The sequence below is a fragment of the Pseudazoarcus sp. NS36 genome, assembly GCF_059703705.1.
Genome location: NZ_BAAKJA010000006.1, coordinates 135,418 through 156,457, shown reverse-complemented (window position 1 = coordinate 156,457; position 21,040 = coordinate 135,418). Strand labels below are relative to the sequence as shown.

The window sequence follows — 21,040 nt, the reverse complement described above, 5'->3', positions numbered from 1 at the left end:
GGTGGCGTCCGCGCTCAGGGATTCCAGCGGACGAAGTTGGAGAGCAGTTGCAGACCGGCTTGCGCGCTCTTCTCGGGGTGAAACTGAACCGCAAAAATATTATCCCGCCCCACCGCACTGGTAAACCGCAGACCATAGGTGGTTTCCGCAGCACGCACCGCGGGATCGCTTGGCGAAACGTAATAGCTGTGCACGAAATAGAAGCGCGCACCGTCATCAATCCCGGCCCACAACGGGTGCGTGGGGTCGAGCTGCACGACTTCATTCCAGCCCATGTGGGGCACCTTGAGGTGACCGCCGTCAGCCGTCTTCATGCTGGCCGCCTCGGGAAAGCGCACCACCTTGCCGGGGAGGATACCCAGGCCTGGCACATCGCCCTCTTCGCTGCGTTCGAACAGCATCTGTTCGCCAATGCAGATACCGAGGAAGGGCTTGCTTGCCGCGGCGGCAATGACTGCCTCACGCGCTCCGCGCGCTTCCAGTTCACGCATGCAGTCGGGCATCGCACCCTGGCCGGGAAAGATGACCCGGGAAGCCGCAGCAATCTCGCGCGGATCGGAGGTCACGACAATTCGGTCGCCCGGCACGACATGCTCAACGGCCTTCGCGACCGAACGCAGATTGCCCATGCCGTAATCGATGATGGCGATATCCGTCATCACTGTGTCACTCGCAGCTCGAAACGGGGAAAACGGGAGCGGTCAGAGCGCACCCTTGGTCGAAGGCACACTGCCGGCCGTACGCTCATCGCGTTCAGCCGCCATGCGCAAGGCGCGCCCGAAGGCCTTGAAGATGGTCTCGCACTGATGGTGTGCGTTGTCGCCGCGCAGGTTGTCGATGTGCAAAGTCACCGCCGCGTGATTGACGAAGCCCTGAAAGAACTCACGCGCCAGATCCACGTCGAAGTTGCCGATGCGCGCACGGGTGTAGTCAACGAAGTAGTGCAACCCCGGACGGCCGGAAAAATCAACGACCACGCGAGACAACGCCTCATCGAGCGGCACATAGGAATGACCGTAACGACGAATGCCCTTCTTGTCGCCGAGCACCTTGGCAAAGGCCTGCCCCAGGGTGATGCCGACATCCTCGACCGTGTGGTGATCATCGATGTGCGTATCACCCTCGGCACGCACTTCGAGGTCAATCACGCCATGACGCGCAATCTGGTCGAGCATGTGATCAAGAAAAGGGACGCCGGTCGCAAAATCGCCCTTCCCGCTGCCGTCCAGATTGATCTTGACGGTGATGCGGGTTTCGAGCGTATCGCGGGTAACTTCTGCCTGCCGCATGTGTTTCCGTTCGGGGTAGTGAATGGGTTGCCATGGCAGGGCCATGGACGCGCCATGATACCATCGCGATGCTGTCCGGCAGCAAGCCGTCGCAGCATCCGCAGTACGCAAAAACCCCAGCATCACGCACAACTGGAAGCACGATGAGCCGCTACTGGAGCCCTGTCGTTCACGGACTCGACCCCTACGTCCCCGGCGAACAGCCGCGTGTGGACAATCTGATCAAGCTCAACACCAACGAAAGCCCGTACGGCCCCTCGCCACAGGCCGTCGCGGCCATCCGCGCCGCAGCCGACGATGCGCTGCGGCTGTATCCAGATCCGCGCGGCCACGCCTTGTGTGCAGTGCTTGCTGAGCGCTTCGGCGTGAAGCCGGAGCAGGTCTTTGTCGGCAACGGCTCGGACGAGGTGCTGGCGCACGTCTTTCAGGGGCTGCTCAAGCACGAACGTGCGCTGTGGATGCCGGACATCACCTACAGCTTCTATCCGGTGTATTGCGGCCTGTACGGCATCCACTACGAGGCCCTTCCGCTCGACGACGCGTACCGCATCAATCCCGACGACTACCTGCCGCGCGAAGAGGCGCGAGCCGGCGCCATCATCTTCGCCAACCCGAACGCGCCGACTGGCCGGCCACTGACACTCCCCGAGGTCGAGCGCATCGTCGCCGCCAACCCCCAGTGTGTCGTGGTGGTCGACGAGGCCTATGTGGATTTCGGTGGCGACAGCGCCGTCACGCTGGTGGACCGCTTTCCCAACCTGCTGGTGGTACAGACGTTCTCGAAATCACGTGCACTCGCCGGCCTGCGCGTTGGCTATGCCATCGGTCACGTTGATCTGATCGAAGCCCTCGAACGGGTCAAGAACTGCTTCAACTCTTACCCGCTCGACCGACTCGCGCTGGCCGGAGCCATCGCCTCGGTCGAGGACGAGGCGTATTTCGTCGAAACCTGCGAAAGAGTCATCGCCAGCCGTATGCAACTGACGCAGGACCTGGAAGACCTGGGATTCGAGGTCCTGCCGTCGGCGGCCAACTTCGTCTTTGCGCGCCACCCCGACCACGACGCAGCCACGCTGGCCAAGGCTTTGCGCGCACGCGCGATTCTCGTGCGCCACTTTGCCAAGCCACGAATCGATCAGCATCTGCGCATCACGATCGGTACGGACGAGCAGTGTGCAGCCTTGATTGCAGCACTGAAAAGCGCGCTGAACCACTGAAGCATTCTCAGCTGCACAAACAAACGGGGCGCCAGATCTGGCGCCCCGTTTGCGTTGGAGAACTCCCCGCGATTACTTCAAGCGCATCTCAGCGGAGCGTGCGTGAGCCTGCAAGCCTTCACCGTGCGCGAGGATGGAGGCCACTCGGCCGAGCTTCTGGGCCCCGGCTTCAGAAATCTCGATGATGCTGGTGCGTTTCTGGAAGTCGTACACACCCAGCGGCGACGAGAAACGCGCACTGCGCATCGTCGGCAGCACATGGTTGGGGCCGGCACAGTAATCGCCCAGCGCCTCGACCGACCAGTGACCGACAAAAATCGCACCCGCGTGACGGATATGCTCCACCCACTCGGAGGCATCCTCCAGCGACAGCTCAAGGTGCTCCGGCGCAATGCGGTTGGCGATGGCGCAGGCCTGTTCCAGCGAATCCACCTTGATCAGCGCACCGCGATTCTTCAGCGAGGTCGCGATGGTGTCGCGCCGCGGCATGGTCGGCAGCAGACGGTCGATGCTGGCGGCGACCGCCTCGATGAAATCAGCGTCGGTGCATAGCAGAATGGATTGGGCCAGCTCGTCGTGCTCGGCCTGCGCAAAGAGATCCATTGCAACCCAGTCCGGATTGCCGCTGCCGTCGGAAATGATCAGCACTTCGGACGGACCGGCCACCATGTCGATGCCGACGGTACCGAAGACACGACGCTTGGCTTCGGCCACATAGGCGTTGCCGGGGCCAACGATCTTGTCCACTTGCGGCAGGGTCTGCGTGCCATAGGCCAGCGCGGCCACGGCCTGCGCACCGCCAATCGTGAACACGCGGTCCACGCCGGTGATCGCGGCCGCTGCCAGCACCAGCGGGTTCTTCTCTCCGCCCGGCGTCGGCACCACCATGATGAGTTCCTTGACGCCGGCGACCTTGGCCGGAATCGCGTTCATCAGCACCGAGCTCGGGTAGGACGCCCGCCCGCCCGGCACATACAGCCCTACGCGATCGAGCGGCGTGACCTTCTGGCCCAGACGCGTGCCGTCTTGCTCGGTATAGCTCCAGGACTCGGCGGTCTGACGCTCGTGATAGCGCCGCACCCGATCGGCCGCCTCACGCAGGGCCTCGCGTTGTTCAGCGGGAAGCCCGTCCAGCGCAGCCTTCAACTCCGAATGCGGCAGCTCCAAACCCGCCATGGTCGACACGTCCAGTCGGTCGAAGCGACGGGTGTACTCGATGACGGCCGAATCGCCGGCAGTGCGCACCGCCGACAGGATCTCGCTGACTGCTTCGTTGATACGAGCGTCAGCGCCTCCTTCGAAGGCAAGCAAGGCGTCGAGGTCGGCGAGAAAGCCCGGCTCGCGGGCATCCATGCGGCGGATGGTCATGCGGCGTTCCTCTTGCCGATGACGTCAGAGAAAGCATCGAGCATCGGCTGGATCAGATCATGTTTGAGTTTCAGCGAAGCCTGATTCACCACCAGGCGCGAGCTGATGTCGCGGATATGTTCGACCTCGACGAGCCCGTTGGCGCGCAGGGTTCCGCCGGTGGAGACCAGATCGACAATGGCGTCGGCCAGCCCGACCAACGGCGCAAGCTCCATCGAGCCATACAGCTTGATCAGGTCCACATGCACGCCCTTCTCGGCAAAGTGCGCCTTGGCGCTCTCGATGTACTTGGTCGCAACCCGGATTCGACCGCCGGGACGCGATGCGGTTTCGTAGTCGAAACCCGTGCGGGTGGCAACACTCAGCCGGCAGCGCGCGATCTCCAGATCCAGCGGCTGATAGAGGCCTTCACCGCCATGCTCCAGCAGCACGTCCTTGCCGACAATGCCCAGATCGGCCGCGCCATGCTGGACGTAAGTCGGCGCATCGGTGGCGCGCACGATGAGCAGCCGCACTTCGGGCCGGGTGGTGCCAATGATGAGCTTGCGGGAGCTCTCCGGACTATCGGTCGGCACGATGCCTGCGGCAGCGAGTAGCGGCAGGGTCTCTTCGAAGATCCGCCCCTTCGACAGGGCGATGGTAATGCTGGACACGGATGAAGCCTCGGTCGGTCGTCAAGGGCGGGATTGTAACCCGTCAGGGGAAGTGATAGCCTTCAGACAAATGGCTGAGCCGCGCCCGGGCGCGAATCAGCCATTTCCTTTTTTTGACCTCGATTCACGGAAGTCCGGACATGAAGCCCGAAATCATTGTTTCCTCGCACGACCTCGACCGACTGGAGGGCCTGCTCGCCACGCCGGCTTCGCGCAAGCGCACGGACCTCGACGGTCTGCGCGCGGAACTTGATCGGGCCGAGATTCGCGAGCCGGCAGACATGCCGACCGACGTCGTGACCATGAACAGCCGTTTCCGCATCCGCGAACAACCCTCCGGGCGTGAGCGCGAACTGACGCTGGCGTGGCCGGGGGACCGCAGCCATGGTGACGCAGGCATCTCGGTGTTCACACCGGCCGGCAGCGCGTTGCTGGGGTTGTCGACGGGCCAGATCATCGACTGGCCGACCGTAGAAGGCCACGAGGTGCACCTCGAGGTACTCGAAGTGGTTTCGCAACCCTCAGCGGAAACCGCTTGATCAGCTGACGCGGAAGGCCTTCGCGCCAAGCGCCGCAAGCTTCTCTTCAAGGCGCTCGTAACCGCGATCGAGATGGTAGATGCGCTCGATCGTCGTTTCGTCTTCGGCCACCAGGCCCGCAATGACGAGACTGGCCGACGCACGCAGGTCGGTAGCCATCACAGTTGCCCCTTCGAGCTTCGGCACACCCCGCACTACGGCGGTATTGCCGTCGATGGCGATATCGGCGCCGAGGCGCTGCAACTCCACCGCATGCATGAAGCGGTTCTCGAAGATCGTCTCGCGGATCACTGCCGAGCCTTCAGCGATGGTGTTGATCGCCATGAACTGCGCCTGCATGTCGGTCGGGAAAGCCGGATACGGCGCCGTGCGCAAACCAACCGCCTTGAGGCGACTCGGCGCACGCAGGTAGATCGCGTCGGCTTCGGTCGTGATGCTGCAACCTGCCTCGGTCAGCTTGTCGATCACGGCGTCGAGATAGCCGGTGGACGTTCGCGTCAACCGCCCTTCCCCGCCGCTCGCCGCGATCGCACAAAGGTACGTGCCGGTCTCGATGCGATCGGGCATGACGCGGTGCGTCGCGCCGTGCAGACGCTCGACGCCGTCGATATGGATGACGTCGGTGCCGGCACCGCGGATGCGCGCACCCATTGCGATCAGACAATTCGCCAGATCGACAATTTCGGGCTCACGCGCTGCGTTCTCGATGACGGTTTCGCCGTTTGCCAGCGTGGCGGCCATCATCAGGTTGGCAGTCCCGGTAACCGTGACCATATCGGTCACCAGCCGCACGCCTTTCAGCCTCTTCGCCACGGCGTGCACGTATCCGTGTTCGACCGTGACCTCCGCACCCATGGCCTGCAGGCCGCGGATGTGCTGATCGACCGGGCGTGCGCCAATGGCACAACCGCCAGGCAGCGACACCCGCGCCTCACCGCAGCGCGCCACGAGCGGGCCAAGCACGAGAATGGAGGCGCGCATGGTCTTGACCATTTCATACGGCGCCACGGGCTCGGTGATCTGGGAAGCATCCAGCGTCACCGTATCCGCCTCGCGCGACGACTTCACGCCCATGCTGCCCAGCAAGCGCAGCAAGGTATCGATGTCGTTTAGGTGCGGGACGTTATGCAATACCAGCGGTTCGCGTGTCAGCAAGGCTGCGCACAGGATCGGCAAGGCCGCGTTCTTGGCACCGGAGATCGCGATCTCGCCGCCAAGACGAACGCCTCCCTGTATCCGAAGCTTGTCCATCTGATCTCAATACCCCAGGGAAGAGCGGACCGTGGCCCAGCGCGCCGGCGTGTAGGTCTTCAGACCCAGGGCGTGAATTTCACCGGTATCGAGGCGCTCGCCCAGCGTGCCTTTGACCATGCGGTGTTGATCCGGCAAGGACGACCCTTCGAACATCGGACTGACCACGATGGCGCTGAAATGCACACCGTCCTCGCCTTTCACTTCGATGAATTCACAATCCAGCCCTTCGGCGATCAAACGCTCTATTTCTGATGCCTGAAACATCTTCAGCTTTCCTTTGTTGCACTCAGTTGCGTAGTTTGTAGCCTCGCGCCAGCAGCGCGAGAGTCAGTACCGCCAGCCCACCCAGGCACATCCCGACAACGGCGAGACTCAGCCAGGGGGAAACATCCGACTGGCCAAAGAATCCGTAGCGGAATCCGTCAATCATGAAGAAGAACGGGTTCGCATGCGAAACGTCCTGCCACAGCGGGGGCAGCGAATGGATTGAATAGAATACGCCGGAAAGCATGGTCAGCGGCATGATCAGGAAGTTTTGAAACGCAGCAAGCTGATCGAACTTCTCCGCCACGATACCGGCGATCACACCAAAAGACCCAAGGATGGCTCCGCCGGCCAGAGCGAACGCCAGAACCCACAACGGATGCGCGATCGGCAAGTCGACAAACGGCAGTGACGCGAGCCACACGCCCGCCCCGACAAATACGCCGCGCAGCATCGCCGCACCCACATAGGCGCAATAGAATTCGAGGTAGGAAATCGGCGGCAACAGCACGAACACAATGTTTCCGGTGATCTTGCTCTGGATCAGCGAGGACGAGGTGTTGGCGAAAGCATTCTGCAACAGCGACATCATGATCAGGCCGGGCACCAGGAAAGTGGTGTAGCCGATCTCGCCATAGACCGTGACATGCCGATCTAGCACGTGCGAAAAGATCAGCAGGAACATCACTGCAGACAGCACCGGCGCCGCCACGGTCTGGAAAGCCACCTTCCAGAAACGCAGGACTTCCTTGTAGAGCAGCGTGCGAAAACCCGTCCAGCGGGAGACGCGGGGACGAGGTGTAGATTCAGGCACGGCTCATCACCTCGACAAAGACTTCTTCAAGATCCGGTTCGCCGAGACGCAGCTCCTCGACCCCTGCATCGTTCTGACGCAAACGCGCGAGCAGCGGTTCGACATCCGCATAGGTATCAAATCCGAAGCGAACCCAGCCATCCTCAGACGAGACCCCGCCCAGGGCCGCACCCACGGCGGGATTGCGCATGCGCACGGCGAGGCTGTGCGTGGCAAAACGCTCCAGCAACGCACGCGTGTGATCAAGCGCCACAACCCGCCCGCCCTTGAGCATGGCGATACGCCCGCACAGGGCTTCGGCTTCTTCCAGGTAATGCGTGGTCAGCACGATGGTGTGGCCGTCGCGGTTGAGCTTGCGGATGAACTGCCACAGCCCCTGGCGCAACTCTACGTCGACGCCTGCCGTCGGCTCGTCAAGCACGATCACCGGTGGGCGATGCACCAATGCCTGGGCCACCAGCACGCGACGCTTCATGCCGCCTGACAGCGAACGCATGTTGACCTCCGCCTTCGGCAGCAGATCAAGCTTGTGCAGAATTTCGTCAATCCAGTCGTCGTTGTCGGCGATACCGAAATAGCCCGACTGGATGCGCAACAGCTCGCGCACGGAGAAAAAGGGATCGAACACCAGTTCCTGCGGCACCACACCGAGCTGCATGCGCGCATTGCGGTAATCGCGCACCACGTCGTGCCCCATCACGGACAGCCGCCCGGAGGTCGGCCGCACGAGACCGGCCAGCGCAGAGATCAGGGTGGTCTTACCCGCACCGTTGGGGCCCAGCAGGCCGAAGAACTCGCCCTGCGCCACTTCGAGGCTGACGCCCGAAAGTGCATGAAGGTCACCGTACTGCTTGGTGACCTCCTCGATACTGAGTGCTGAAACCGGCATCAGGCGTTCCTGGAAGCCTCGTCGAGCGGCAACAGCTCGTCGACCCCGTACAACTGCGCCAGACTCGCCAGACCGGGCGGCACCGAGCTCAGGCTGAGTTTGCCGCCACTGGCTGCGCTGGTACGCATCCAGTCGAGCAGCAAGGCCAGCGCAGCCGAGTCAAAGTCGGACACCGCCGAAAGGTCGACCTGCAGATCCCCACCGGCCGCCATCTCACGCCCACTGCGCAGTTGCCCGGCCGCAGTGTCCATGGTGAGCGCACCGCTCGGCTTGAGCACAGCCCCCATCAGGACTTGCCTTCCGCGGCCTTCGCGATCTCGCTTCCACGCGTTTCGAGCGCGCGGATCAGGCCATCGATACCACCCGCCCGGATTTCCTGGGCGAAAGTCCCCCGATAGTTGGTGACCAGACTGACGCCAGCGACCACGACATCGAATACCTTCCAGACCTTGCCGTCCTGCTCCAGCATGTAGTCGACCGGAATCGGCTGCCCGCCGGGCTGACGGACTTCGGTCTGCACGCGCACGGTGCGATCACCCGGATTCATCCGCAGCGGGCGAAAGGCGACGGTCTGGTTGCGATATTCGGTCAAGGCGTTTGAATACGTACGCACCAGCATTTCGTAGAAAGAATCCACCAGACGCTGCTGCTGGGCCGCACTGGCATTGCGCCAGTCGCGACCGACAGCCAGCATGGTCATACGACGCAGGTCAAAGTGCGGCAGCACGAGTTTCTCGATGCTTTCCACCGCGCGACTGGCATCGCCCTTCTTGAGATTGTCGTCACCACGCAGGATCTCGAGCACGTCTTCCGTCAAAGCCTTGACCAGTTCGTCAGGCTTGTCCGTCGGGACAGCAGCAGATGCCAGCACGGATACGGCGGACAGACACATTGCCAGAATGAGGTTCTTCATCAAGCTCACCTTGTGATCACGACTTCCGAACGCTGATCGACCGCGGAATGGTCAACAAATTCCATACGACCAACCGCAGCCAATGCCAACGCATCCGGATAGGTCTGATAGAACGGAGCGTGCGAGGACTTTCCGTTCGCATCAAAATTTTCATACTGGACCGGCGGGTTGCCGTCATGCACTTGATAGCGACGGGCCTGCAGATAGGCATCGCGCACAAAAGCGTATTTGTCGAGTTGGTCATCCAGCGTGCGATCCGTCTTGAGGAGCAGCGACCGGGTATGCACAACGCGCGTTGCCAGTACGGTATTGCGCGTCGGCACGTGATCAAGCTGCACCAGACCATTGCCACGCATGTCGACCGGCAGCACCACGGCGTCACGCACCGTTCTCGGTCCGAGGAACGGCACCACGAAGTAGGCCCCTTCACCCACGCCCCATACGGCCAGGGTCTGACCCAGATCTTCGTTGTGCTTCGGCAAGCCCATCTCGCTCGCCACATCGAAGATGCCAAGGAAACCGAAGGTAGAGTTAACCGCGAAGCGCATCAGGTCAGACATGCCATCGCCAGCCTTGCCTTGCAGCAGGTTGTTGATGCCGACCCACACGTCACCGAGGTTGCTGAACACGTTGCCGATACCGGTACGAACAAGCTGCGGCACCACCGCCTCATAGCCCTGAGCAAGCGGTTTCACGACGGCCTTGTCCACGCCCTCGTTGAAGCTGAACATCGCCCGGTTGTAGCCCTCCAGCGGATCGTCAGGGTTGCGTGGATTGGATGCACAGCCGGTCATCACGAGCATCGCGAATGCCAGCAGCAGCACGAAGGCACGGGTAAAGTTTTGTTTGGCCATGATGTTTTCTCTGTTGTTCTTCACTATTGTTCAGACCCACTACACCTCGGGACGCGAGCGCCCGATGTACAGCATGTTATTCATTTGCTGCGCCAGCCCGGTCAAACAGGAACTGTCCGATCAGCTTCTCCAGAACGATGGCTGACTGCGTGATCTGCAGCTTGTCACCGTTTTCGAGGTTCTCGACATCGCCGCCCGCATCGAGCCCGATGTACTGCTCACCCAGCAAGCCCGATGTCAGGATCGAGGCAATCGTGTCGCGCGGAAACTCGAACTCCGGCGCAATGTTCATCTCAATCACGGCCCGGTAGGTGTTGGTGTCGAAGCGAATCGCGTTCACACGTCCGACGATGACCCCCGCGCTCTTGACCGGCGCACGCACCTTGAGCCCGCCGATATTGTCGAACTCCGCCTGAACGGTATAGGCATCGGCAAGGTTCACGCTCGATACATTGCCGACACGCAACGCCAGGAAAAACAACGCGCCGACACCGATGACAACGAAAATCCCGACCCACAGGTCGAGCGTGCTGCGGCTCATGATGTACCCCGGAACATGAATGAAGTCAGTACAAAATCAATTGCGAGAATAGCCAGCGCCGAGCTGACCACTGTACGGGTAATGGCCCGCGAAATTCCTTCAGCCGTCGGGTGGCAGTCGAAACCCTCGAACACCGCGATCAGCGAAACCGCAATCCCGAACACAAAGCTCTTGATCATCCCGTTCATGATGTCATAGCGGAAATCGACGGCATTCTGCATCTGCGACCAGAACGCGCCGGAATCCACGCCGATCACCACAACACCGATCAGCCAGCCCCCGAATATGCCCATCGACGTGAAAATCGCGGCCAGCAGGGGCATGGCGATGACGCCGCCCCAGAATCGCGGCGCAACAACACGTGCAATCGGGTTGACGGCCATCATGTCCATGGCCTTGAGCTGTTCGGTGGTCTTCATCAGCCCCACCTCGGCCGTTACGGCCGACCCGGCACGGCTGGCGAACAACAGCGCAGCCATCACCGGCCCGAGCTCCCGCGTGAGCGATAACGCCACCAACACGCCAACTGCGTCACCTGAGCCGAAACGCTGCAGCGTTTCGTACCCCTGCAGACCGAGCACAAGCCCGACGAAAAGCCCGGACACGACAATGATCAGCAGCGACAGCACGCCGCTGAAGTAAATCTCGCGGATGGTCAGGTGCGCCCGGCGGAGTGACTGCCCCGAATACAACAAGACCAGCATGAAAAAGCGCGCGGCAAAGCCCACACGCCACACGCCATCAAGAACCAGACTGCCGACCCGGCGTACCGCCGCGACCGGGCCGCTCACGCCGCTCTCCCGCCCAGCAGGGCCTCACGGATCGGCGGTGCAGCCATGTGGAACGGCACCGGGCCATCAGCCTCGGCATGCACGAACTGGTGTACGAAAGGATCGGCAGAGGCGCGGATCTCGTCCGGCGAGCCCTCTGCAACAATCTTGCCGTCCGACACGAAATAGACGTAATCCACAATACTCAAAGACTCATGCACGTCGTGCGTAACCATAACGGTGCTGGCGCCAAGCGCATCATTGAGCTTACGGATGAGCTGGCCGATGATGCCGAGCGAAATCGGGTCCAGACCTGCAAACGGCTCGTCATACATCATCAGCATGGGATCCAGCGCAATCGCACGTGCCAGCGCCACACGTCGCGCCATACCCCCCGACAGTTCAGCAGGTGAAAGATGCGCAGCCCCCCGCAAACCGACGGCATTGAGCTTCATCATCACCAGCAGCTCAAGCAATTCGGGAGGCAGATCGGTGTGTTCACGCAACGGAAACGCCACGTTTTCGAACACCGACATATCCGTAAACAGCGCGCCGAACTGAAACAGCATGCCCATGCGCCGACGCAGCTCGTACATCCGATCACGGCCGACACGCCCGATGTCTTCGCCCTCCACCATCACCGTGCCCGAACTGGCCCGCAACTGACCACCGATCAGGCGCAGCAGTGTCGTCTTGCCACATCCACTCCCCCCCATGATCGCGACCACCTTGCCGCGTGGCACGACGAGGTTCACACCCTTCAGAATCTGGCGTTCGCCATAGGCGAAGCAGACGTCGTGAAGCTCGACAAGAGGGGATTCCTGAATGCGGGTCAAGGGACGGGCGCCGAGGGCTTAGGTACGGGCTGCAAATCTATCACACACGGCCGTTCAATCCGTCGCATCGGCACAACAGAACGCTCGCTCCGGCGTCTCCGTCATTCGCGCCACAAGCCCCAGCCACGGCGCACTCCAGACACCCTCTGATATACTCGAACGCCCGCACACCCGACAGGTCGAAAGCCGACAACATGAGCAGCGCAAGCGACATGGCAAAGCGCGTACTGCGCATCGAGGCCGAAGCGGTGGCAGCGCTGATCGATCGCATCAACGGCGACTTCGAACGCGCCGTCGAACTGATCCTGTCCCGCCACGGGCGGGTGATCGTCACCGGCATCGGCAAATCCGGCCACATCGGCCGCAAGCTGGCCGCCACCCTGGCCAGCACCGGCACCCCCGCCTATTTTGTCCATGCCGCCGAAGCTGCACACGGCGATCTGGGCATGATCACCCCTGACGACGTCGTCATTGCGCTGTCCAACTCCGGCACCAGCGAAGAGATCCTGACCATCGTGCCGCAGGTCAAGCGACGTGGCGCCAGCCTGTTGGCCATTACCGGCGCTGCCGGCTCGCCGCTGGCGCGCGAGGCTGACGTTCACCTGGATGCAGCCGTCGCCGAAGAAGCCTGCCCGCTCAACCTTGCGCCAACTGCCAGCACCACTGCGGCTCTGGCGCTGGGCGACGCTCTTGCGGTTGCGCTGCTTGATGCGCGCGGCTTCAGCGCAAGCGATTTCGCCCGCGCCCATCCCGGTGGTGCGCTTGGTCGCCGCCTGTTGACCCATGTCCGCGACGTCATGCGCCCTGCCGCCGACGTTCCACAGGTATCGCCTGACGCCCCCGTATTGGACGCCCTGCTGGCCATGACCCGCGGCGGCTTGGGCATGACCGCCATCATTGCGCCCTCCGGACAGATTGCCGGCATCTTCACCGACGGCGATCTGCGACGCACGGTTGAACGCGGCGCGGACATCCGCAGCGCCTCGATCGGCGACGTCATGAGCCGCAACCCGCAATGCATTCGCCCCGACGCGCTGGCCGTCGAAGCAGCCGAAACCATGGAGCGGCTGCGCATCAGCCAGCTGCTCGTCGCCGACGAGGGCACGTTGCTGGCCGGCGCCCTGAACACCCACGACCTCATGCGCGCGCAGGTGATCTGATGAGCGCACTCGGACACGCCGCTGGCGTACGCCTGATGGGCTTCGATGTCGACGGCGTAATGACCGACGGAAGCCTCTACTTCACGCCCGCCGGTGACGAAATCAAGTCGTTCTCCAGCCTCGACGGACATGGCTTGCGCATGCTCATGGACGCCGGTATCGAGGTCGTCATCATCAGCGGCAGGGCGTCGCGAGCACTCGAACTGCGTGCGGCCAACCTGGGTATCACCGAGCTGCACATGGCAGTCGAGAACAAGCGCGAGCGCATGCAGAATCTGCTGGATCAACGCAAACTGAAGCCTGTTCAGGCAGGCTATATGGGCGACGACGTCGTCGACCTCCCGCTACTGCGCTTTTGCGGATTCTCGGCCACCCCGCTCGACGGACACGATTTCGTCAAGCAGCATGTCCATTTCGTCGGCACCCGACCGGCGGGCCACGGAGCGGTACGCGAGGTCTGCGACCTGTTGCTGCAGGCGCAGGGCAAACTCGACACCCTGCTTCAAGGCTATTTGCGCTGACCAGACCCCAAATGCACATCGACCGCCTTTACCCTGTTGTCGCACTGGTCTTGCTGGCTGCCGCCACGCTGTGGCTCGAGCGCGTGACGCGCGCCCCAGAAGCCGTGCAACAGGTTGATCGGACCCATCCTGACTTCATCGGCGAGAACATCCGGGTCGCACGCTTTGACACCGACGGCAGGCTCGCCTACGAACTGGATGCCGACCGCATCACCCACTACCCCAGGTCCGACATCACCGATCTGGAACGCCCCCATCTGCGCTATCACAGCCCCCGCGGCCAGATCACGGCAACGGCCAACCGCGGCGAAAGCGGCCCGGACGGTAGCGTGGTGGATCTGCGCGGCGAAGCCGTCGTAGTACGCAAGACGCCGGAGGGCGATGAGCTGATCATCGAAAGTGAAACCCTTACGGTGTGGCCTGATGCACAGAAGGCATCAACCGACTCACCCGTGGTGCTCAAAAACGGTAACATCACTGCTTACGGCGATGGCATGCGTGCCGACAACCTCGCCGGCACCCTGGATCTCGTTGGCGCAACTCGCCTCCAAATGCCCAGCTCAAGACGGACTAGACCATGATCAAGCCAATCCTTCCGCTGCTTTTCTGTTGCGCACTTACCGCCTCCTCATTCAGCGCATTTGCCGAACGAGCTGATCGCGAAAAGCCCATCAACATCGAGGCCGACAAAGTCGCGGTTGATGAACGCAACCGCACCCACACCTTCGATGGCAATGTCGTGCTGACCCAGGGCACCCTCGTCATGCGGGGCAATAAGCTGGTGGTCATGCAGGGCGCCGATGGCTTCCAGACCGGCGTTGCCACCGGCACGACCACCAAGCTCGCGACCTTCCGCCAGAAGCGCGAAGCCTCACAGGAATACATCGACGGCGAAGCCGAGCGCATCGAATACGACAGTCGCAACGAAACCGCCAAGCTTTTCGGGCGTGCCCGCATCCAGGCCGGTCAGGACATCCTTACCGGCGATGTCATCGAGTACGACGCGCTGACCGAAAACTACACCGCCTTCCGCCTGCCGCCGAAAGGCAGCAAGCAGGATGAATCGCGTATCCGCATGACCATCCAGCCCAAGGCAGCCGCCAACCCCTGACCCCCGCGCCAGTGACCTGGACCTGCATCCGCACCGACCAACGAGGCCGCACCGGCCTCGTCGAACTGAATCGCCCCGAAGCCCTCAACGCCCTCAACGATGTCCTCGTCGACGAACTCGGCCTTGCGCTAGACCACTTCGAGGCCGATGAGGGCATTTCCGCTGTAATCCTCAGTGGCTCCGAGAAAGCCTTCGCGGCAGGTGCTGACATCGCTGCGATGGCAGACCTCTCGTGGATGGACGCCTACCTCGGCGATTACATCACCCGCAACTGGGAACGCCTCAAGACCTTCCGCAAACCGGTCATCGCCGCAGTACGCGGCTATGCGCTTGGCGGTGGCTGCGAAATCGCGATGATGTGCGACATCATCGTCGCCGGCGAATCAGCCAAATTCGGACAGCCCGAAGTAAAGCTCGGCATCCCGCCCGGCGCTGGCGGTACCCAACGCCTGCCCCGCGCAGTCGGCAAGGCCAAGGCCATGGATCTTTGTCTGACGGCGCGTTTCATGGATTCCGCGGAAGCCGAGCGCGCCGGACTGGTGTCGCGTCGGGTGCCCGACGATCGGGTACTGGCTGAGGCCTTCGCAATCGCAGACACCTTGGCCGGCTACTCTCTACCGACGCTGATGATGATCAAGGAGTCGGTCAATCGGGCCTTCGAGATGCCACTCAACGAAGGTCTGTTGTTTGAGCGTCGAGGCTTTCACGCCGCCTTCGGACTCGACGATCAGAAAGAAGGCATGACCGCCTTTCTTGAAAAGCGCCAGCCCGACTTCAAGCATCGCTGACTACCCCTGCTTCCTGTGCACCGCCAGAATAGACACTCCGAGCTCGGCTGAGCCCCTTGGACCAGCCCAGAACTACGAGCTTTCAAGATTGTTTTAAAACAACTTTCCAGTCAGTCTCGACCCACTTTCTGGACTTTTGTGCACCGCAATATATTTTCCTTGACAAGCAGCTTGTCCGCCCTATACTGGGAACCATGCTGCACCGCAGCACCGAATTTAATCAAGTCAAGGAGAACACCATGTTTGCGACTCCGGAACAAATCGCTGCTGCCAACAAGGCCAATCTCGAAGCATTCGTCAGCATCGCCAACAGCGCTTTCGCCAATGCCGAGAAACTTGCCGCACTCAACCTGAGCGCTGCCCGCGCCATGGTCGAGGACAGCATCACCAGCACGCGCAGCCTGATGGGCGTCAAAGACCCACAGGAGCTGTTGAGCCTGCAGAGCTCGCTGGGCAAGCCGATGGTCGAGAAGGCCGTGTCCTACAACCGCAGCCTGTACGAAATCGCGACCAGTAACCAGGAACAGATGACCAAGCTGTTCGAGAACCAGGTCGGCCAGCTCAACAAGGCTTTCACCGGCATCATCGACAAGGCCGCCGAGTCCGCTCCGGCCGGTTCTGACGTAGCCTTCGCCGCGATGAAGTCTGCCATGGCCGCCGCCAACAGCGCCTATAACACGGTCAACAAGGCCGCCAAGCAGGTTGCAGAACTGGCCGAAGCCAATGTCAGCGCCGCGACCGACGCCACGGTCAAGGCCGTCGGCACGGCGAGCAAGGCTCCCGCTGCCAAGAAAGCGGCCGCCTGATACCTGTGTTGGGGCGAAAGCTCCCGAAGCTCTTCTGCACAAAAACGCCAGCCCGAGGGCTGGCGTTTTTTTGTTCACTCCTGGCCGGCAGGGCTACCGAGTCGTGACACCCTTGGCATAGTGATGCGGAAACAGCCGCCGCATCTCGGCCTCGATCCACGCTTCGGCTTCGGCATTCACCGCGTCAGGCGTCCGCCCCTCCGCTTCGATGGCTGGACCAATGCTTACCGTGATCTCGCCGGGACGCTTGACCAGCGCATTCTTGGGCCAGAACTCGCCGGCGTTGTGTGCCACCGGAACGACCTTGGATCCGACGTGCGTGGCCAGCCACGCACCGCCGATCTTGTAGCGCGCCGAACGCCCTAGCGGCACACGCGTCCCCTCGGGGAACACCACCACCCAGAAGCCATCGCGCATCCGTGCGCCGCCCCGCTCCACCACCTGCGCAAGGGCATCCTTGCCGGCCGCGCGATCGATGGCCACAAACGGCATCTGCGCCAAGCCCCAACCAAAGAAGGGGATGCGCAACAACTCGCGTTTGAGCACGAAACTGATCGGCGGAAAGATCTGCTGAAAGGCCAGCGTTTCCCAGGCCGACTGGTGTTTGGACAGAATCACGCCGGGCTCGTCAGGCAGATTCTCCAGGCCCAGCACCCGATAGCGGATACCGAGGAAATGACGCGCCATCCACAAGGCGATACGCGCCCACGAGCTGATGATGCGATAGCGCGTGAGCGGCCGGAACGGAAAGGTCAGGAACGAGAACAACGCATAGGGCGGAATCGTCACCACCAGGCCGAGCGCAAAGAGGAAGGAGCGCAACGCGTTCATTTTTCCGCCACCAGTTCTGCCGCTACGGCGGCCAGATCCGGAAAGATTCGGGTTCCCGCCGGCAAACCGCCCTCATCCAGCGTCCGCCCGCCTTTCCCCGTGAGCACCAGGTAGGGCACAGCACCGACGGCGGCTGCAGCCTCCAGATCGCGCAGACTGTCGCCGACCACCGGCACGGTGGCCAGATCGAAGTTGAAGCGCTCGCCGATATCCCGATACATGCCGGGCTTGGGCTTGCGACAGTCGCAGGTCGAATCGGCCGCATGCGGGCAGAAGAAGATCGCATCAAGCCGCCCGCCAAACTGCGCGAGGCTCTTTACCATCTTGTCGTGAATGGCGTTGAGCGTATCCATGCCGAACAGACCGCGTCCGACACCGGACTGATTGGAGGCCACCACCACGCGCCAACCGTACTGGTTGAGCCGCGCAATCGCTTCGAGCGAGCCCGGAATCGGCTTCCATTCGTCTGGCGACTTGATGAACAGATCGGAGTCATGATTGATGACGCCGTCGCGATCGAGAATGATGAGCTTCATCCGTGACCCCGCTTACTGCGCCGACAGGCGCGACAAGTCGGCCACCCGGTTCATGAGCCCGGCCAGTGTGCCGAGCAGCGCCAGACGGTTCTGGCGTGTCAGCGGCTCTTCGGCATTGACCATGACCTTGTCGAAGAAGCTGTCGACCACGCCGCGCAACCCCGCCAGCGCACGCAGCGCCTCGGTGTAGTTTTCGTTGTCCACGTGTGAGCGCACCAGCGGCACGATATCGACAACCGCATGGAACAGCGCCTTCTCGGCCTCTTCCTGCAGCAGCGCGACATCCGGCTCAACCGCTGCTGCCCCGCTCTTCTTGAGGATGTTGACGATGCGCTTGTTGGCCGCGGCCAGCGCCTCGGCCTCGGGCAGCGAGAGGAACTCGCGCACCGCGTCGAGCTTGGCCGGCACGCGGTCCACACGCGTCGGACGCAGCGCCAGCACCGCGTCAATCGCATCCACGGCGTGACCGGCGTCGCGCAACTGGTTACGCAGGCGCTCGAACATGAAGTCCAGCAACGTGTCGCGGAAACCTTCTTCGGTCAGCACGCCCGGCGCAAAACCGGCTGCGGCCTCTCCCACCAGATCAGCCAGATCCAGCGGCAACGGCGACTCCATCACGATGCGCAGCACGCCCAGTGCCGCGCGGCGCAGCCCGTAGGGATCGCGGTCGCCGGTGGGCACCTGACCGATGCCGAAGAACCCCACCAGCGCGTCGATCTTGTCCGCCAGCGAAACTGCGCAGGCAATATTGCCGCTTGGCAAGGCATCGCCTGCAAAACGCGGCTGGTAATGCGCAGCAATGGCATCGGCCACAGCCTGCGTCTCACCATCAGCAAGCGCGTAGTAGCGGCCCATGAAACCCTGCAGCTCGGGGAATTCGCCGACCATGTCGGTGACCAGATCCGCCTTGGCAAGCTTGGCCGCGCGGGAGGCGGCATCGACATCGCCATTCAACCGCGCCGCGATGCGACCTGCCAGACGCTCCAGCCGCGCAACCCGCTCAAGCTGGCTGCCAAGTTTGTTGTGATACACCACCGAACTAAGACGCGACAGACGGCTTTCCAGCGTGTTGCGGCGATCCTGTTCAAGGAAGAAGCGCGCATCGGCCAGACGCGGGCGCACCACGCGCTGGTTACCGGCCACGATATTGGTCGGGTCAGCCACCCTCATGTTCGACACGATCAGGAAGCGATTGAGCAGCCGCCCCTTGCCGTCGAACAGCGGGAAATACTTCTGGTTGGCACGCATCGTCAGGATCAGGCATTCCTGCGGCACAGCGAGGAATTCGGCCTCGAATTCGCCAACATATACGCTCGGATGCTCGACCAGCGCGCTTACCTCGTCGAGCAGGTCAGCGTAGTCGCCCAGCGAGGCCTTCTCGCGCGCGGCAGCATCCTTGAGCTGACGCTCGATCTCGTCACGACGCTCACCGAAATGCGGCACCACCTTGCCTTCGGCCAGCAGCGTCGGCTCCCAGGCCTCGGCGTTCGCAATCTCGATTGCGCCACGGCTCATGAAACGATGGCCCATCGTCGTGCGGCCGGCTTCCAGTCCCAGCACGGAACCCGACACCACACGCTCGCCGTGCAGCATCACCAGGCGATGGACCGGACGCACGAACTGCACCTCGGACGCACCCCAGCGCATCAATTTCGGGATCGGCAGCGCGCGCACGGCGTCACCAACAATCTCGGCCAGCACCGCATCAAGCGCTGCACCCGCTTCGGTTCGGGTATAGAACAGCGCCTCCGCCTTGCCGTCCATGCGGCGCTCGAAGCCTGCAACAGCCTCCTCACCGATACCACGTGCAGAGAGCTTCTTGAGCAGCGCCTGCGTCGGCTTTCCGTCGGCATCCAGCGCGACTTGCACCGGCATCAACTTTTCGGTGACCTCCTGCGCAGCGGCCTCAGCAGCCACGCCACGCACCAGCACCGCCAGGCGGCGAGGCGCAGAAAAACCACGGAATTCTCCGTCAGCGGCAGCCAGCCCACGGGCACGCAGACCCGCGACGACGCCGTTGGCAAAAGCCTCACCCAGGCGCGGCAACGCCTTCGGCGGCAATTCTTCAGTGACCAGTTCAACCAGCAGATGGGCGTGTTTCGACATCATGCGCCCTCCCCGGCGAAGCTCTGACTGCGGGCAAGCATCGGGAATCCGAGCGCCTCACGTGATTCGAAATAAGCCTGCGCGACGGCGCGTGAAAGGTTGCGGATGCGGCCGATGTAGGCCGCACGCTCGGTCACCGAAATGGCGCCGCGCGCGTCCAGCAGGTTGAAGGTATGACCGGCCTTGAGCACCATCTCATAGGCCGGCAGCGCCAGCCCCTCGGCGATCAGGCGTTTGGCTTCGGATTCGTAGTTGCCGAACAGCGAGAACAGGAAGTCCACATTCGCGTGCTCGAAGTTGTAGCGCGACTGCTCGACTTCGTTCTGGTGATACACATCGCCGTAGGTCACCGGCATGCCATCCGGGTACACCGTCCAGATCAGGTCATACACGTTCTCGACACCCTGCAGATACATCGCCAGCCGCTCAATGCCGTACGTGATTTCGCCCAGCACCGGCTTGCAATCGAGGCCGCCAACCTGCTGGAAATAGGTGAACTGCGTCACCTCCATGCCGTCCAACCACACCTCCCAGCCCAGACCCCAGGCGCCCAGCGTGGGGTTCTCCCAGTCGTCCTCGACGAAGCGGATGTCGTGCTCCATCGGATTAATGCCGAGCGCGCGCAGGCTGTCCAGATACAGTTCCTGGATGTTCGGGGGCGAGGGTTTGAGCACGACCTGATACTGATAGTAGTGCTGCAGACGGTTGGGGTTTTCGCCGTAACGACCGTCCTTGGGGCGGCGCGAAGGCTGCACATAGGCAGCGTTCCATGGCTCGGGGCCAAGCGCGCGCAGGCAGGTAGAGGGATGCGAGGTGCCGGCACCGACCTCAAGGTCGAGCGGTTGCAGCAGCGCGCAGCCGCGTTCACCCCAGAACTGGCCGAGCGTCTGGATGATCTGCTGGAAAGTCGGTTTCTTCAAAGACATGGTCCGCGGGACACCAAGCAAAAGGGTGGATTTTACTGGCTTTCAGGCAGCGGG

Annotated in this window: 26 protein-coding genes; 8 read left to right on the top strand and 18 right to left on the bottom strand. The window is 62.4% G+C overall.

All coding sequences use genetic code 11. From position 1 onward, the window contains the following. Window positions 1-14: 14 nt before the first annotated feature. Window positions 15-659 carry an imidazole glycerol phosphate synthase subunit HisH gene (gene hisH, locus AC6H0R_RS11000; RefSeq protein WP_497581415.1) on the bottom strand — a complete coding sequence of 215 codons (645 nt, stop codon included), beginning with the start codon at window positions 657-659 and terminating at the stop codon, window positions 15-17. A gap of 42 nt (window positions 660-701) precedes the next feature. Further along, window positions 702-1,289 carry an imidazoleglycerol-phosphate dehydratase HisB gene (gene hisB / locus AC6H0R_RS10995; RefSeq protein ID WP_497581414.1) on the bottom strand — a complete coding sequence of 196 codons (588 nt, stop codon included), beginning with the start codon at window positions 1,287-1,289 and terminating at the stop codon, window positions 702-704. A gap of 143 nt (window positions 1,290-1,432) precedes the next feature. Here hisB and hisC point away from each other — a divergent pair, with 143 nt between their 5' ends. After that, window positions 1,433-2,506: a histidinol-phosphate transaminase gene (gene hisC, locus AC6H0R_RS10990; RefSeq protein ID WP_497581413.1), complete on the top strand. Its 1,074-nt coding sequence runs from the start codon at window positions 1,433-1,435 to the stop codon at window positions 2,504-2,506. 72 nt (window positions 2,507-2,578) lie between these two features. Here the strand turns inward: hisC and hisD are convergent, their stop codons facing one another. Both hisD and hisG read right to left on the bottom strand, forming a co-directional pair. Further along, window positions 2,579-3,874, bottom strand: coding sequence for a histidinol dehydrogenase (gene hisD, locus AC6H0R_RS10985; protein ID WP_497581412.1), 1,296 nt, complete (start codon window positions 3,872-3,874; stop codon window positions 2,579-2,581). Next, complete coding sequence (hisG, locus tag AC6H0R_RS10980; protein WP_497581411.1) at window positions 3,871-4,527, bottom strand: ATP phosphoribosyltransferase; 657 nt, start codon at window positions 4,525-4,527, stop codon at window positions 3,871-3,873. Before hisG ends, hisD begins: the two co-directional genes overlap by 4 nt. Before the next feature lie 140 nt (window positions 4,528-4,667). Between hisG and rnk the strand changes: the two genes are divergently transcribed. Further along, the gene (gene rnk, locus AC6H0R_RS10975) at window positions 4,668-5,066 is read left to right on the top strand and encodes a nucleoside diphosphate kinase regulator (RefSeq protein ID WP_497581410.1); all 399 of its coding nucleotides are present in this window, start codon (window positions 4,668-4,670) and stop codon (window positions 5,064-5,066) included. Here rnk and murA read toward each other — a convergent pair whose 3' ends face one another. The 10 genes from murA to AC6H0R_RS10925 all read right to left on the bottom strand — a co-directional run bounded on the left by murA (window position 5,067) and on the right by AC6H0R_RS10925 (window position 12,201). Then, window positions 5,067-6,317 (bottom strand): UDP-N-acetylglucosamine 1-carboxyvinyltransferase, encoded by a 1,251-nt coding sequence (gene murA / locus AC6H0R_RS10970; protein WP_497581409.1) that lies wholly within the window; start codon window positions 6,315-6,317, stop codon window positions 5,067-5,069. It abuts the gene before it with no gap. A gap of 6 nt (window positions 6,318-6,323) precedes the next feature. Beyond that, a complete protein-coding gene (locus AC6H0R_RS10965) occupies window positions 6,324-6,584 on the bottom strand; it encodes a BolA family protein (RefSeq protein ID WP_497581408.1) in 261 nt (86 codons plus the stop codon). Between the two features lie 22 nt (window positions 6,585-6,606). Continuing rightward, window positions 6,607-7,398, bottom strand: a complete 792-nt coding sequence (locus AC6H0R_RS10960; protein ID WP_497581407.1) for an ABC transporter permease — start codon at window positions 7,396-7,398, stop codon at window positions 6,607-6,609. Continuing rightward, on the bottom strand, window positions 7,391-8,287 hold the full coding sequence (locus AC6H0R_RS10955) for an ABC transporter ATP-binding protein (RefSeq protein WP_497581406.1): 897 nt from the start codon (window positions 8,285-8,287) through the stop codon (window positions 7,391-7,393). The genes AC6H0R_RS10960 and AC6H0R_RS10955 overlap by 8 nt, the downstream gene beginning before the upstream one ends. Next, window positions 8,287-8,574: an STAS domain-containing protein gene (locus AC6H0R_RS10950; RefSeq protein WP_497581405.1), complete on the bottom strand. Its 288-nt coding sequence runs from the start codon at window positions 8,572-8,574 to the stop codon at window positions 8,287-8,289. Before AC6H0R_RS10950 ends, AC6H0R_RS10955 begins: the two co-directional genes overlap by 1 nt. Further along, window positions 8,574-9,200, bottom strand: coding sequence for an MlaC/ttg2D family ABC transporter substrate-binding protein (locus tag AC6H0R_RS10945; protein ID WP_497581404.1), 627 nt, complete (start codon window positions 9,198-9,200; stop codon window positions 8,574-8,576). The genes AC6H0R_RS10950 and AC6H0R_RS10945 overlap by 1 nt, the downstream gene beginning before the upstream one ends. Before the next feature lie 5 nt (window positions 9,201-9,205). Continuing rightward, on the bottom strand, window positions 9,206-10,054 hold the full coding sequence (locus AC6H0R_RS10940) for an MlaA family lipoprotein (RefSeq protein ID WP_497581557.1): 849 nt from the start codon (window positions 10,052-10,054) through the stop codon (window positions 9,206-9,208). A 76-nt stretch (window positions 10,055-10,130) separates the two neighbouring features. Then, window positions 10,131-10,595: an outer membrane lipid asymmetry maintenance protein MlaD gene (gene mlaD, locus AC6H0R_RS10935; RefSeq protein ID WP_497581403.1), complete on the bottom strand. Its 465-nt coding sequence runs from the start codon at window positions 10,593-10,595 to the stop codon at window positions 10,131-10,133. Continuing rightward, complete coding sequence (gene mlaE / locus AC6H0R_RS10930; protein WP_497581402.1) at window positions 10,592-11,386, bottom strand: lipid asymmetry maintenance ABC transporter permease subunit MlaE; 795 nt, start codon at window positions 11,384-11,386, stop codon at window positions 10,592-10,594. Before mlaE ends, mlaD begins: the two co-directional genes overlap by 4 nt. After that, complete coding sequence (locus AC6H0R_RS10925) at window positions 11,383-12,201, bottom strand: ABC transporter ATP-binding protein (protein ID WP_497581401.1); 819 nt, start codon at window positions 12,199-12,201, stop codon at window positions 11,383-11,385. Before AC6H0R_RS10925 ends, mlaE begins: the two co-directional genes overlap by 4 nt. A 194-nt stretch (window positions 12,202-12,395) precedes the next feature. Between AC6H0R_RS10925 and AC6H0R_RS10920 the strand changes: the two genes are divergently transcribed. The 6 genes from AC6H0R_RS10920 to AC6H0R_RS10895 all read left to right on the top strand — a co-directional run bounded on the left by AC6H0R_RS10920 (window position 12,396) and on the right by AC6H0R_RS10895 (window position 16,587). Further along, window positions 12,396-13,361: a KpsF/GutQ family sugar-phosphate isomerase gene (locus tag AC6H0R_RS10920; RefSeq protein ID WP_497581400.1), complete on the top strand. Its 966-nt coding sequence runs from the start codon at window positions 12,396-12,398 to the stop codon at window positions 13,359-13,361. Continuing rightward, window positions 13,361-13,882 (top strand): KdsC family phosphatase, encoded by a 522-nt coding sequence (locus AC6H0R_RS10915; RefSeq protein ID WP_497581399.1) that lies wholly within the window; start codon window positions 13,361-13,363, stop codon window positions 13,880-13,882. Before AC6H0R_RS10920 ends, AC6H0R_RS10915 begins: the two co-directional genes overlap by 1 nt. An 11-nt stretch (window positions 13,883-13,893) precedes the next feature. After that, the gene (gene lptC, locus AC6H0R_RS10910; protein WP_497581398.1) at window positions 13,894-14,463 is read left to right on the top strand and encodes an LPS export ABC transporter periplasmic protein LptC; all 570 of its coding nucleotides are present in this window, start codon (window positions 13,894-13,896) and stop codon (window positions 14,461-14,463) included. After that, a complete protein-coding gene (gene lptA / locus AC6H0R_RS10905; RefSeq protein ID WP_497581397.1) occupies window positions 14,460-14,993 on the top strand; it encodes a lipopolysaccharide transport periplasmic protein LptA in 534 nt (177 codons plus the stop codon). Before lptC ends, lptA begins: the two co-directional genes overlap by 4 nt. A gap of 11 nt (window positions 14,994-15,004) precedes the next feature. Continuing rightward, entirely contained in the window at window positions 15,005-15,781 is a 777-nt protein-coding gene (locus AC6H0R_RS10900) for an enoyl-CoA hydratase (RefSeq protein WP_497581396.1), read from the top strand. Between the two features lie 239 nt (window positions 15,782-16,020). Continuing rightward, window positions 16,021-16,587: a phasin family protein gene (locus AC6H0R_RS10895; protein WP_497581395.1), complete on the top strand. Its 567-nt coding sequence runs from the start codon at window positions 16,021-16,023 to the stop codon at window positions 16,585-16,587. 93 nt (window positions 16,588-16,680) lie between these two features. On the opposite strand, the gene AC6H0R_RS10890 is transcribed toward AC6H0R_RS10895, so the two are convergent. The 4 genes from AC6H0R_RS10890 to glyQ are packed head-to-tail and all read right to left on the bottom strand — an operon-like array spanning window position 16,681 to window position 20,986. Then, on the bottom strand, window positions 16,681-17,418 hold the full coding sequence (locus tag AC6H0R_RS10890) for a lysophospholipid acyltransferase family protein (protein ID WP_497581394.1): 738 nt from the start codon (window positions 17,416-17,418) through the stop codon (window positions 16,681-16,683). Next, entirely contained in the window at window positions 17,415-17,954 is a 540-nt protein-coding gene (gene gmhB, locus AC6H0R_RS10885; RefSeq protein ID WP_497581393.1) for a D-glycero-beta-D-manno-heptose 1,7-bisphosphate 7-phosphatase, read from the bottom strand. The genes AC6H0R_RS10890 and gmhB overlap by 4 nt, the downstream gene beginning before the upstream one ends. Window positions 17,955-17,966: 12 nt before the next feature. Continuing rightward, window positions 17,967-20,060 (bottom strand): glycine--tRNA ligase subunit beta, encoded by a 2,094-nt coding sequence (gene glyS / locus AC6H0R_RS10880; protein WP_497581392.1) that lies wholly within the window; start codon window positions 20,058-20,060, stop codon window positions 17,967-17,969. Beyond that, a complete protein-coding gene (gene glyQ / locus AC6H0R_RS10875) occupies window positions 20,060-20,986 on the bottom strand; it encodes a glycine--tRNA ligase subunit alpha (protein WP_497581391.1) in 927 nt (308 codons plus the stop codon). The genes glyS and glyQ overlap by 1 nt, the downstream gene beginning before the upstream one ends. Between the last annotated feature and the right edge of the window lie 54 nt (window positions 20,987-21,040).

Coding starts and splice junctions, on each gene's coding strand:
- hisH (WP_497581415.1), bottom strand. CDS start 659: ATGACGGATATCGCCATCATCGATTACGGCATGGGCAATCTGCGTTCG.
- hisB (WP_497581414.1), bottom strand. CDS start 1,289: ATGCGGCAGGCAGAAGTTACCCGCGATACGCTCGAAACCCGCATCACC.
- hisC (WP_497581413.1), top strand. CDS start 1,433: ATGAGCCGCTACTGGAGCCCTGTCGTTCACGGACTCGACCCCTACGTC.
- hisD (WP_497581412.1), bottom strand. CDS start 3,874: ATGACCATCCGCCGCATGGATGCCCGCGAGCCGGGCTTTCTCGCCGAC.
- rnk (WP_497581410.1), top strand. CDS start 4,668: ATGAAGCCCGAAATCATTGTTTCCTCGCACGACCTCGACCGACTGGAG.
- murA (WP_497581409.1), bottom strand. CDS start 6,317: ATGGACAAGCTTCGGATACAGGGAGGCGTTCGTCTTGGCGGCGAGATC.
- AC6H0R_RS10965 (WP_497581408.1), bottom strand. CDS start 6,584: ATGTTTCAGGCATCAGAAATAGAGCGTTTGATCGCCGAAGGGCTGGAT.
- AC6H0R_RS10955 (WP_497581406.1), bottom strand. CDS start 8,287: ATGCCGGTTTCAGCACTCAGTATCGAGGAGGTCACCAAGCAGTACGGT.
- AC6H0R_RS10950 (WP_497581405.1), bottom strand. CDS start 8,574: ATGGGGGCTGTGCTCAAGCCGAGCGGTGCGCTCACCATGGACACTGCG.
- AC6H0R_RS10945 (WP_497581404.1), bottom strand. CDS start 9,200: ATGAAGAACCTCATTCTGGCAATGTGTCTGTCCGCCGTATCCGTGCTG.
- AC6H0R_RS10940 (WP_497581557.1), bottom strand. CDS start 10,054: ATGGCCAAACAAAACTTTACCCGTGCCTTCGTGCTGCTGCTGGCATTC.
- mlaD (WP_497581403.1), bottom strand. CDS start 10,595: ATGAGCCGCAGCACGCTCGACCTGTGGGTCGGGATTTTCGTTGTCATC.
- AC6H0R_RS10920 (WP_497581400.1), top strand. CDS start 12,396: ATGAGCAGCGCAAGCGACATGGCAAAGCGCGTACTGCGCATCGAGGCC.
- AC6H0R_RS10915 (WP_497581399.1), top strand. CDS start 13,361: ATGAGCGCACTCGGACACGCCGCTGGCGTACGCCTGATGGGCTTCGAT.
- lptC (WP_497581398.1), top strand. CDS start 13,894: ATGCACATCGACCGCCTTTACCCTGTTGTCGCACTGGTCTTGCTGGCT.
- lptA (WP_497581397.1), top strand. CDS start 14,460: ATGATCAAGCCAATCCTTCCGCTGCTTTTCTGTTGCGCACTTACCGCC.
- AC6H0R_RS10895 (WP_497581395.1), top strand. CDS start 16,021: ATGTTTGCGACTCCGGAACAAATCGCTGCTGCCAACAAGGCCAATCTC.
- AC6H0R_RS10890 (WP_497581394.1), bottom strand. CDS start 17,418: ATGAACGCGTTGCGCTCCTTCCTCTTTGCGCTCGGCCTGGTGGTGACG.
- gmhB (WP_497581393.1), bottom strand. CDS start 17,954: ATGAAGCTCATCATTCTCGATCGCGACGGCGTCATCAATCATGACTCC.
- glyS (WP_497581392.1), bottom strand. CDS start 20,060: ATGTCGAAACACGCCCATCTGCTGGTTGAACTGGTCACTGAAGAATTG.
- glyQ (WP_497581391.1), bottom strand. CDS start 20,986: ATGTCTTTGAAGAAACCGACTTTCCAGCAGATCATCCAGACGCTCGGC.